The sequence below is a fragment of the Dysgonomonas sp. genome (assembly GCF_035323175.1).
In the GTDB taxonomy this organism is placed as follows: domain Bacteria; phylum Bacteroidota; class Bacteroidia; order Bacteroidales; family Dysgonomonadaceae; genus Dysgonomonas.
The window spans coordinates 106,689-118,465 of sequence record NZ_DAOKYH010000010.1; the positions used below are offsets into that span (position 1 = coordinate 106,689).

Genomic DNA, 11,777 nt, shown 5'->3' on the forward strand with positions numbered 1-11,777 from the left:
AATATAATTAAACCTTTTAATGTTTTGCCAGTCACAGAAATCAGTCAAAAATAATTAAAAGGAAAATGAAAAGGAATATCCCCATACTTTTATTTCTATGTGCATTTTTAGGATTGAGTGCACAATCGCAGACCACAGCGATAACAGGAACAGTATTCGACAATGAAATGAAAGAGCCGATAGAGATGGCCAGTATAAGAATCCTAAATGCTAGAGATAGTGCGTATGTAACTGGTACAGTGACGGACGAGAAAGGAAAATTTAGCGTAGGAGTCAGACAAGGACGCTATATTGCTCAAATATCATTTATCGGATATACTGATCAGTACTTCAAAGCAAATGCCCAAAAGTCTGTGTACCTTGGAGATATATACATGAAGGAAGATGCTATTATGCTTGGGGAGGCTGTAGTGGAAGCTAAGGCTATAGAGGTACAAGTGAAAGGCGATACCATAGAATACAATGCCGACTCGTATAAGGCGCAGCAAAGCGACGTGGTAGAAGATATGATAAAACGAATGCCCGGCGCTGAAATAGATGAGAATGGAAAAATAACGATCAACGGAAGAGAAGTAAAGAAATTCCTTGTGGACGGAAAAGAATTTTTCAGCGATGACCCCAAAGTTGCATCTAAAAGTTTGCCCGCTAATATTATAGATAAGCTTCAGGTGCTTGATCGTAAATCTGACATGTCTCAGATGACCGGTTTTGATGATGGTGATGATGAAACCGTTATCAATCTAACGATAAAGAAAGGTATGAAGCAGGGTTTTATGGGCGATACTTATGTCGGCTACGGAAGTAAAAAGCGTTATGAGGCAAATGGGGTATTTAACTACATGCGTGATAATACTCAGGTTACATTGTTAGGAGGATTAAATAATACAAATAATGCCAGTTTCTCAGATTTTGCCTCGAGTGCATTTAGTGGACGAGGCGGAGGACGATTGAGATTCGGAGCGAACAATGGAGTCGCAAAAACACTGAATGGAGGGTTGAACTTTGCTACTGAGTATTCGGACAAGCTAAAATATGGCGGAAATGTTCGGTATGGCTCTGTTGATAATGATGTGTCTAGTATTACAAGCCGAAGATTTACAGGAACGAGCCAAACACAAAACGGGAATTCTCTTGGGAATAATAAAAGTGATAACTTCGGTGCAAATTTTCGCTTCGAATGGACTCCCGATTCATTGACAAAGATCGTTTTCAGACCCAATATTCAATACAATAAGAACATAAATGATCAGACAGCAGAGAGTGAAACTTCATTTGCCGATAGTCCTGAGAGAGACTACAAGGAATCGTCTTGGAATACGGTTGATGGGAAAGGACTTTCTTTGAGTGGTAACCTTGATATCAGTCGTAAGTTGAATAGTCAGGGACGAGTATTGAGTTTCAGCTTTTCGGGAGGTCTGAATAATTCGGATAGCGAAGGTTATGATTACTCTCATTCTATCTATGCAGACCCTCTTAAGAATGATTCGATCAGGGATCAAAAGTCATTGCAAGATGACAAAGGTTATAATTGGCGTGCATTTGTTTCGTATGTAGAGCCTTTGGGTAGAAACAATTTTTTGCAATTAACTTATAATGTACGTAACAATCATTCTGAAACTGACCGCAAGGCATACAATAAAGATGCTGAAGGAAATTATAATGTGATAGCGGAAGAATATACACGCAATGTGAAGAATGATTTCCTTAATCAAAATGTCTCTCTGAATTTTAAATCGATTAGAGAGAAATTTGACTATACATTGGGTGTTGGACTAGAACCATCAAGATCTAAGACCAGTATTTTTCAGCCCGGGCAACCGGAAAAAGATATAAAGCCACGTAATTCGCTGAGTTTTGCTCCTAATGCTCAGTTTAATTATAAATGGGATAGAAGAAACACACTCCGGGTAGATTATAGCGGAAGAACATCGCAGCCTACCACAACCCAGCTGTATGATGGTATTATTTCTCAAAGCGGATTTGATGTTACTTATGGTAATCCCGATTTGAAGCCAAGCTTTCAACATAGTTTGAGAGGACGATATCAGAATTTCAATACAAACAGAAACTCGAACCTATCAGTCTTTACAAATTTCAATTATACGATGGATGCTATCGTAAACGTTTCTACATATAAAGATCAGGGACGTGAAATGACTTATAAGAATGTAGATGGTAATATGGATGGATTTATGGGAGTGACATATAATACTCCTCTGCGAAATAAGAAGTTTTCGATTAATACATTCACAATGGGTAGATATGCTCGCAGCACTACATTTATAAATGCAAAAGAAAATAAGGCGGATACATATAACTTTAGAGAAAATATGACATTGCAGTTTCGCACCGGTTCTCTTGATGATCAGATAAGGACGTTGAGTGATGCTCGCTTTTTGTTGAATATAGGCGGTAACTTCGGATATAACAATATAAAAAATACCATTTCAACCGATCAGGATAGAGAGACATTTAATTATGGAGCGAAGGGTGACTTCACAACTTATTTACCTTTGGGGCTTACTTTGCAATCCGATATTCAATATTCGACGAACTCGGGTTATACCAGCGGATATAAGTTGAACGAGTGGTTGTGGAATGCTTCGTTAACTTATAATATGGACTCGATGCTAAAAGGTATATTTAAAAATAAGTATACAGGAAATGCTCTGTTGCGCTTCAAAATATATGACATCTTACAGCAGAGGAGTAATATAAATATCGATCAAAATGCATTATATATACAGGAGTCCATATCTAATACGATCAACAGCTACTTCATGGTCAATTTTGTATATAAGTTCCAGATATTTGGAAAAGGTACAAAAAGAGAAGATATGGATGGAGGAGATAGAGGCTGGGGAGGTAGAGGCCCCGGAGGTCATCCGGGAGGAGGCCCTATAGTGTTTTAAATACATAAAAAAGAAAATCCGTAATTTAAATATTGCGGATTTTTTGCTTTTATAAATATGGAGCTGTAATCAGTGAAAAATATTGTAATGTGGATTTGGAATAGTTAAAATACCTAGAAATGGTGATTGTAGGATTTTCTTGATTTTTATACCTTCGCGTCGCATCCAGAAACAACAATTTATCTATTCTTATTTTAAACACACTATGAATTTTCTAAAACGTCTTTCTAAACACTTTCTATTGTTTATTCTTCTTCTATTTTTCTCTTCGTTTATACATGCTAACCTGATCAGAACAGATGCCAATATATTTGGCCATGTAGTGAATGCAAAAACAGGTGAGCATATCCAATTTATAAATGTTGTACTGAAAAATACAACAATAGGTGTATCTACCGATGCTACCGGACATTATGCATTAACGAACTTACCCGAAGGAAAGTTTATAGTTGTAACACAGGGAATCGGGTACAAACCGCAGGAAAAAGAAGTTGAACTCAGAAGAGGCAAGTCTATAGAAATTAACTTTGAGGTAGAAGAAGATGCTCTTAATCTTAATGAAGTAGTGGTAACCGCAGGACGTACATCGCAGAAACGTACCGAAGCACCTGTAATTGTGAACACGATAAGTACAAAAATGCTTGAGACCACGCAATCGGTTGTATTAGGTGAAGGACTTAACTTTTGTACAGGTCTGCGTTATGAAAATGATTGTCAGAACTGTGGCTTTTCGCAGGTGAGAATGAATGGGATGGAAGGTCCTTATTCGCAGATATTGATAAACAGCCGTCCTATATTTAGTGGTTTGGCCGGAGTCTATGGGCTTGAACTTATTCCCTCTAATATGCTTGAACGTATCGAGGTAGTCAGAGGTGGCGGATCTGTTTTGTATGGCTCGAATGCAATTGCAGGAACAATAAATCTTATACTTAAAGACCCGAAAACAAATAGCTTCGAAGCGGGGTTAAATACATCTCTTATAGGAATGGGGGTAAGCGGGTCGAATGGCTCTGTAGCAGATTATAACGCTACGTTTAATGCTACATTGGTAACCGAAGATCATAAAACGGGTATCTCTGTTTTCGGAAATATGCGAGATCGTAATATGTTTGACGCAAATGGCGATAGCTTTTCTGAAATAGCACCGATGAAGAATACGGTTATAGGAACTCGTATTTTTTATCGTCCTGCATACAGAAGTAAATTGAGCCTCGACTTTTTTAATATCCGAGAAGAGCGTAAAGGAGGGAATAAACAAGACTATCCCGACCACGAAAGAGATATCTCCGAGTCGGTAAAGCATGATATGATAACCGGGGCATTGACATACGAACAATATTTCAGAGAGAGTGATTTGCTTACGGTATTCGGTTCGGGACAATATCTTGATCGCGATTCTTATTATGGGGCCAAGCAGTCGTTGAGCGACTATGGAAATACAAAGGATAAAACCTATAATATAGGTGCTCAATATAAGCTGTCCGTCAACGATATCTCTACATTAATAGGTGGAGTGGAGCATACCGGCTCGCACCTTACCGACATGAAACTGGGATACCCCGAATATAAACTGAATGACGCAGGTACAGATATCATTGTCACGCATGTGCCGAATCGTATAGTGTCGGATCAAGCTTTGAATATTACAGGAGTTTTTGCACAATATGAGATAAAAGTAGGAAAAGCAAAATTCCTGGCCGGAGCACGTGTAGAGCATTATTCTATCGATGATAAGCAGGCCGATAGTGATAAATCAGGAACGGTAGTTGTGCCCCGGGCAAGTATAATGTATGATATTTCATCATATTTACAAACCCGTATTGGTTTCTCAAGGGGGTATCGTGCTCCGCAAATTTTTGATGAGGATCTTCATATAGAAACATCCGGTTCTCGTCAGGTGATCAACAAAAACGACCCTCATTTAAAACAAGAAAATAGCTCTAGCTTTACATTGTCGTTCGATTTTAATAAAAAAATAGGAGGAATCAATACAAATATTCTGGTAGAAGGGTTTTATAATAAACTGCATAATCCATTCAGAAACGAAATTGGTGAGCCTGATGAAAATGGAACAGTGATTTATACTCGTATCAATTCTAAAGATGGAGCTGCTGTTCAGGGTGTAAACCTAGAGGTGAAGCTTATGCCGTCAGATAAATTAAGTCTCAATGCGGGATTTACTGTTCAGTCGAGCCGATACAAAGTGAGTGATGAAACTTTCGGTGAAAAGAAGTTTTTCCGAACACCTGACGCTTATGGATTTTTAGCGTTGGATTGGGAGTTTGCTCGTAATTTCGGAGTATCTGCAACGGGTAATTATACAGGCAAAATGTTAGTTCCGTATTTTGGCCCTGAAATCGCTAACCCCGAAGCCGGAGAATTGCGCAAGTCAAAAACCTTTTTTGATACAGGAGTTAAATTTCATTATGATATGAGGCTTGCGGGTAATATTACTATAGAGTGGTTTGCAGGAGTGAAAAATATTTTCAATTCATATCAGAATGACTTTGACAAAGGCATCGATCGTGACCCTTCATACATTTATGGGCCTAGCTTGCCACGAACAGCTTTCTTAGGTTTCAAGATAGGGAATTTGCTGTAACGAAATTCCTTCTCTTTATTCTATATAATTAGAGGTAATTAATTATTCTTTTCGAATAAGATATTACCTCTTTTTCAATTTTATAACTTAGGGTGTTTAAGCTTTTTAAATTTTTCATAACATAAGCTTTCTTCAAATCATTAATATAATTTGTTTTACCTTCTATATTTTACAAATAACGATACATCTTATACCAACTAAAAGCTATTATCCTTATTTTTGTATAAAACATACGAATAAAGATATGAAAAGAACTACATTTTTTGTTTGCTTCTTGCTAGCAGCTTCACTTTCTGTATTCTCTCAGGAATATAACTATAAATTCCGCCTTACACTCAAGGATAAAAAAAGCGATTATTCTATTGATAAGCCGGAAGACTTTCTGTCCGCTAAGTCGCTTGAAAGAAGGCAGAAATATAATATAAAGATCGATGAAACCGATCTTCCGATATCTAAAGAGTATATAAAAGCGATTGAAAGTATTGGAGGAAAAGTTGTAGCACAGAGCAAGTGGCAACGAACAGTTGCTGTTCATTGTTCGGATAGTACAATGGTTGATAAGTATAAGGCGTTGCCTTTTGTGTCGGATGCATTGTTTGTATGGAGAGGTAAGCCGGTAGAAAAAATAAAGAAGGATAGTATAATCGCATATCCGGCTGTGGAAACTGTTGTGTTTGGCGATTATTACGCAAGAGGAAAAAACAATATCAAAATTAATAACGGGCAGTTCCTCCATGATGCGGGGTATAAAGGTAAAGGGATGACAATTGCTGTAATCGATGCCGGCTTTAATCATTTACCTCAAATCGCAATGTTAGACAATTTGGATATCAAAGGATACAAAGGATTTGTTTACGAAAATGAAGATATGTTTAATAGAGCCAATCAGCATGGATTAAATGTATTGTCTTGTATTGGAACGAATAAGCCTATGCAGTTTGTGGGAACAGCTCCTGAAGCTAGTTTTTGGTTATTAGGTTCTGAAGATGCTCGCAGTGAGTATCCTATAGAAGAGGATTACTGGGCAGCGGCTATCGAGTTTGCCGATAGTGTTGGCGTTAATGTAGTGAATACATCTCTCGGTTATAATAGTTTCGACTATCCGGCGAAAAGCTATACACATGAAGACCTGACAGGAAGAACGGCTCTTATCTCCCGTGCGGCTGACGCTGCAGCAAAGAAAGGAATATTGGTCGTTATCAGTGCGGGTAATTCTGGAGATTCGGAATGGGAGAAAATAACTCCACCTTCTGATGCCTTCAATATATTGACGGTAGGTGCTGTTCAGAAAGATTCTGTTATAGCTCCGTTTAGCTCAAGAGGCTTGACCGAAGATCTTAGGATAAAACCCGATGTAATGGCTCTTGGGCAAGGAGCAACAGTAGTGGGAGATAATGGGTTGGTTACATATAAAAGTGGAACTTCTTTCTCTTCACCTATCATGTGCGGTATGGTCGCTTGCTTGTGGCAGGCTTTTCCTGCATTGACCAACAAGGAGATAATAGAAGTCGTAAGGCAATCTTCTGATATTTATGATCATCCGAACAAGGACTATGGTTATGGTATTCCCGATATGAAAAAGGCGATGGAAATAGCACAACAGTTGGTTGATAAAAAAACAGCAGTGCAACAGCCAATAAAGAAAGGAAAAAAATGAACCGTCCGGCAATCTCTCTTTATGAATTGAATAATCTCATCAAGGGTGTCTTAAAAGATACACTTCCCGAAGTCTTTTGGATTCGGGCTGAGACAAGTGATGTCCGTGTTAATCAGAATGGACATTGCTACCTCGAGTTCATAGAGAAGGATATAAACGGGCGAGCCCTGATCGCTAAAGCCCGAGGAATGATATGGGCAAATACATTTTATATACTCAAGGCGTATTTCGAGAACACGACAAAACAGACCTTTTCATCGGGACTGAAAGTTCTGGTTCAGGTAAGTGTTGAGTTTCATGAATTATACGGATTCACGCTCACGGTTCACGATATAGATCCCACTTATACATTGGGAGATCAGGCACTCAATAGAGCCGCAATAATAAAACAATTGGAAGAAGACGGAGTTCTTTCCTTAAATAAAGAACTTGAGTTACCTATTCCCACAAATAAGATTGCAATTATATCTTCTCCCACAGCAGCAGGATATGAAGATTTTCTCGATCAATTGGCAAATAATCCTTATGGGTTTGTTTTTTATACCAAGTTATTTCCGGCTCTTATGCAAGGTGAGCGTACCGAAAGCTCTATAATCTCAGCATTGGAGCGTATTTATGAATATCAGGACTGTTTCGATGCCGTAGTTATTATTCGGGGAGGAGGAGCTACTTCGGATTTGAGCAGCTTCGATTCTTACCTTTTGGCGGCAAGCTGTGCACAGTTCCCTTTGCCTGTAATAACAGGAATAGGACATGAACGAGACGATACGGTTCTTGATATTGTAGCCCATACACGTATGAAAACCCCGACTGCTGTTGCAGAATTTTTGATTTCGAATATTGCGGAAACAGCGATGGAATTGGACGAAATGGCTCATGATATTGTTTCTGTTGTTACGCAAAGACTACAGGATGAAGCTGTACGTTTAAGTGTTTTTGAAACAAAAAACACATTCTTACTTAAAGCATGGCTCAAAGAGCAGGATGCAATCTTAGCTTCTGCAAAGAATGTTTTGGTAAGAGGTTTGCAAAGTTCACATAAAGAAAATCAGAATAAGTTGTCTTCATTTCAGGATGTCCTTGTCAGGGAATCGCAGCAATTAAATAAAGAGAGCATAAACAATCTTAGTGTGTTTGAGAATACTTTAAAACGAGTTGCTTTGCAAAAATTTAAGGATGAAAATACGCAATTGGAAATGTATGAGAAACATATTCTTCTTGCCTCTCCCGAAAATATTCTGAAAAAAGGATATACTTTGACTATGAAAGATGGGAAAGTGATAAAACAAAGCAGCGTAGTGAAAAAAGGAGATAAACTGACTACTGTTTTTGCTGATGGAAAGATAAAATCTACTGTAGAATAATTATAACAAAAGATGAGTGTAAATAATAATCCGATACCCTTTTCCTATGCCTTTAGTTTTCAAGAGGGGATGGCGCACATTATACGAAAGTCGGGGACGGGGTTTATTAATAAGTTCGGAGAATTGGTTGTTCCTTGTATCTATGAAATGGCTTTCAGTTATTCCGAAGGCTTGGTAATGGTGCAAAAGAATGGAAAATGCGGATATCTTGATAAAGCCGGTAACGAGGTTATTCCAATAGAGTATGAAGATGCTGATGTTTTTTCGAATGGATTAGCCGGGGTATGCAAGGATGGTAAGTGGGGATTTATCGATAAAAAGGGGATATTGGCAATCCCTTATCTTTACGATCGGATAAACTGCTTTTCGGAAGGCCTCTGTGGTGTTTTTAAGGATGGTAAAGCCGGAATAATTGACAAGCAGGGTAACGAAGTTGTGCCATTTGCCTATGATGATATATTCGAGTTTAGTGAAGGACTTATTTGTGTTTGTAAAGATGATAAGTGTGGATTCATCGATGCTTTGGGCAATGAAGTTATTCCCTTTATATATGATCGCTCGGAAGGTGTAAAATGTAAAGGTAGTCTGATTTGTATCGCTAAAGATAAGAAGTGGGGGGTGATCGACAAGGTTGGTAATGAAATAGTCTCTTTTATATATGACGATATTGCTTCCGAATATTCAGAGGGATTGGCTTATGTCAATTTAAACGGTAGATACGGCTTTATTGATGAAAGAGGAGAGGAAATCATTCCTTTTATATATGAAGATTTATCTACTTTTTCAGAGGGCTTGGCTGCTGCAAAGATGGGTGGTAAATGGGGATTTATAGACAAGGAAAATAAAGTAGTTGTGTCCCTTATTTATGAGAGAGTATATTCTTTTTCCGATGGATTAGCGTTAATTATGGAGAAGGGGCGAAATGCCTATTTTATAGATAAGTTTGGAGAGGTAAATATTGCACTCAAGAGAAGTTATACCCTTCTTGAAAAACTAAAGTTTGCAATACTTACTTTGGCTGTTGCTACGGTTATATATATGCTGATTAAAGCAATCGCCAGTTAATAGAATTGGAATAAAAAGAACAATTGTGTTCGGTTGGTAATAAATGATAGAAATAATTATAATTTGTTCTTGTAACTAATAATGAATTATGGCAAAGAAAGAGCAAACATACGGAGAAGCAATGCAGGAATTACAGGATATTATGGGCAGTATCGAAAATGACGATTTGGATGTAGATATCCTTCTCGAAAAAGTAAAAAAAGCGGCAACCCTTATTAAGTTTTGTAAAGATAAACTGCAAAAGACGAATGTAGAAATACAAAAGATTCTGGACGAAATAGAATGAAAAAAAATGTCATTATAGTAGCCGGAGGAAAAGGGCTGCGCATGGGGAATGATTTGCCGAAACAGTTTATTCCTATCGGCGGTAAACCTGTACTTATGCGTACAATAGAGGCTTTTTATAGGTTTGATCAGGATATAAATATTATTTTGGTGTTGCCTGTCTCTCATCAGGACTATTGGAAAAGCTTGTGTGAAGAATATAACTTTTCGATAGAACATTTAATTGCCAATGGAGGAGAAACTCGTTTCCATTCAGTAAAAAACGGGTTGGCCCTTGTGACTGACGGGTTGGTTGGCGTGCAAGACGGGGTTCGCCCTTTTGGCTCGGTGGAAATGATAAAGCGGTGTTTTGATGCTGCGAGAGAATTCCCTGCCGTTATACCTGTTATAGACTCTACTGATAGTCTCAGGGAAGTTGTTGATGAGGATAAAAGCCGAATTGTTGATCGGTCTAAAATACGGTTGGTACAAACGCCTCAGGTCTTCGATGTGAATCTTCTCAAAAAAACCTATCAGACGGATTTCAAAGAAACATTTACCGATGATGCTTCGGTTGTAGAAGCTATGGGCGTAAATGTGCATCTTGTAAAAGGAGAGGTAACTAATATAAAGATCACTACGCCGTTGGATTTAAAGATCGGCGAGCTAATTATACGTGATAAAGAATAAAGTGTGTATACTTTGTTGCAATAGCTATAATAAATACTTAAAATAATTATCTAATATAAGTGCTTGATGCGCTTCAATAATAGAAAAAAGTAACAACTCAAAACAGTAGAAAAAGTGTCACTTTTGTCACCTTTTCACTAAAAAATAAAATCTATGGAACAGGATATTGATGCTTTATACTACAATGCAGTCGACCTATTGAAGGAAATGATAAGTACTCCGTCTTTCAGTAGAGAGGAGCATAATGTAGCAGAAGTAATAATTTCGTGCATGCGTAAGATGGGATTTACTCCCGATAGAAAGGGAAATAATCTTTGGATTCGGAGTAAGGATTTTGACTCTTCAAAACCTACTATCCTGCTCAATTCGCACATGGATACCGTTCGTCCTGTATCCGGCTGGACAAAAGATCCTTTCTTTCCCGAAGAAGATGGTGACACACTCTATGGATTGGGAAGTAACGATGCGGGAGCCAGCTTGGTGTGCTTGTTGCATGCTTTCTTTATGTTGACTCAAAAGAAACAAGATTATAACCTGATTTTCTTAGCGTCGTGCGAGGAAGAAGTTTCCGGCAATGGCGGAGCGGAGGCTGTTGTTCCCGAACTTCCCCAGATTGCGTTTGGTATTGTGGGTGAACCTACCCAGATGAATCCTGCTATTGCAGAGAAAGGTCTCTTAGTCCTTGATTGTACATCATACGGAAAAGCGGGACATGCAGCCCGTAACGAAGGAGAAAATGCCATTTATAAGGCAATTAAAGATATCGAATGGTTTCGGACGTACGAGTTCCCGCAAACAAGCGATTTGCTTGGGCCTGTAAAGATGACAGTAAGTATGGTGAGTGCAGGAACACAGCATAATGTAGTCCCCGACAAGTGTGACTTTGTTGTAGATGTAAGAAGCAACGAGTTGTATAGCAACGAAGAGCTCTATCATATTATAGATAAGCATACAGACTGTGAGGTAAAACCCCGGTCTTTTCGCCTGAATTCATCGAGAATTTCTCTCGAAAATCCATTTGTTCAACGTGCTATTATCATTGGAAAAACTCCTTATGGATCGCCTACTTTGTCTGATCAAACATTTATGCCTTTCCCTACTTTGAAGATGGGACCCGGAGACTCAGCCCGCTCGCATACAGCAAACGAATATATCCATTTGAGTGAAATAAGGGAGGCTATAGAGCTTTATGTGAAACTGCTTGACGGACTTCGGATTTAACT

At 38.4% G+C, this 11,777-nt stretch carries 8 protein-coding genes; all 8 read left to right on the top strand.

What is annotated here, in order from left to right:
- The first annotated feature begins 65 nt into the window (after positions 1 to 65).
- The 8 genes from PKC55_RS12675 (at position 66) to PKC55_RS12710 (ending at position 11,775) form a co-directional block, all read left to right on the top strand.
- A complete protein-coding gene (locus PKC55_RS12675; protein WP_291125110.1) occupies positions 66 to 2,912 on the top strand; it encodes a TonB-dependent receptor in 2,847 nt (948 codons plus the stop codon).
- Positions 2,913 to 3,117: 205 nt separating this feature from the next.
- Positions 3,118 to 5,514 (top strand): TonB-dependent receptor, encoded by a 2,397-nt coding sequence (locus tag PKC55_RS12680; RefSeq protein ID WP_324373261.1) that lies wholly within the window; start codon positions 3,118 to 3,120, stop codon positions 5,512 to 5,514.
- Positions 5,515 to 5,758: 244 nt separating this feature from the next.
- Positions 5,759 to 7,171, top strand: a complete 1,413-nt coding sequence (locus tag PKC55_RS12685) for a S8 family peptidase (RefSeq protein ID WP_291125116.1) — start codon at positions 5,759 to 5,761, stop codon at positions 7,169 to 7,171.
- Positions 7,168 to 8,535, top strand: coding sequence for an exodeoxyribonuclease VII large subunit (xseA, locus tag PKC55_RS12690; RefSeq protein WP_291125119.1), 1,368 nt, complete (start codon positions 7,168 to 7,170; stop codon positions 8,533 to 8,535). Before PKC55_RS12685 ends, xseA begins: the two co-directional genes overlap by 4 nt.
- Before the next feature lie 12 nt (positions 8,536 to 8,547).
- On the top strand, positions 8,548 to 9,600 hold the full coding sequence (locus PKC55_RS12695) for a WG repeat-containing protein (RefSeq protein WP_291125121.1): 1,053 nt from the start codon (positions 8,548 to 8,550) through the stop codon (positions 9,598 to 9,600).
- Between the two features lie 88 nt (positions 9,601 to 9,688).
- A complete protein-coding gene (gene xseB / locus PKC55_RS12700; protein WP_252637950.1) occupies positions 9,689 to 9,886 on the top strand; it encodes an exodeoxyribonuclease VII small subunit in 198 nt (65 codons plus the stop codon).
- Positions 9,883 to 10,554, top strand: coding sequence for a 2-C-methyl-D-erythritol 4-phosphate cytidylyltransferase (locus tag PKC55_RS12705; protein WP_291125124.1), 672 nt, complete (start codon positions 9,883 to 9,885; stop codon positions 10,552 to 10,554). The genes xseB and PKC55_RS12705 overlap by 4 nt, the downstream gene beginning before the upstream one ends.
- 153 nt (positions 10,555 to 10,707) lie before the next feature.
- Positions 10,708 to 11,775: a M20 family metallo-hydrolase gene (locus PKC55_RS12710; RefSeq protein ID WP_291129286.1), complete on the top strand. Its 1,068-nt coding sequence runs from the start codon at positions 10,708 to 10,710 to the stop codon at positions 11,773 to 11,775.
- Positions 11,776 to 11,777: the final 2 nt, after the last annotated feature.

Bases quoted from the DNA above. Each gene is read 5' to 3' on its own strand.
- PKC55_RS12680 (WP_324373261.1), top strand. From the start codon at position 3,118: ATGAATTTTCTAAAACGTCTTTCTAAACACTTTCTATTGTTTATTCTT.
- PKC55_RS12675 (WP_291125110.1), top strand. From the start codon at position 66: ATGAAAAGGAATATCCCCATACTTTTATTTCTATGTGCATTTTTAGGA.
- PKC55_RS12705 (WP_291125124.1), top strand. From the start codon at position 9,883: ATGAAAAAAAATGTCATTATAGTAGCCGGAGGAAAAGGGCTGCGCATG.
- PKC55_RS12710 (WP_291129286.1), top strand. From the start codon at position 10,708: ATGGAACAGGATATTGATGCTTTATACTACAATGCAGTCGACCTATTG.
- xseA (WP_291125119.1), top strand. From the start codon at position 7,168: ATGAACCGTCCGGCAATCTCTCTTTATGAATTGAATAATCTCATCAAG.
- xseB (WP_252637950.1), top strand. From the start codon at position 9,689: ATGGCAAAGAAAGAGCAAACATACGGAGAAGCAATGCAGGAATTACAG.
- PKC55_RS12685 (WP_291125116.1), top strand. From the start codon at position 5,759: ATGAAAAGAACTACATTTTTTGTTTGCTTCTTGCTAGCAGCTTCACTT.
- PKC55_RS12695 (WP_291125121.1), top strand. From the start codon at position 8,548: ATGAGTGTAAATAATAATCCGATACCCTTTTCCTATGCCTTTAGTTTT.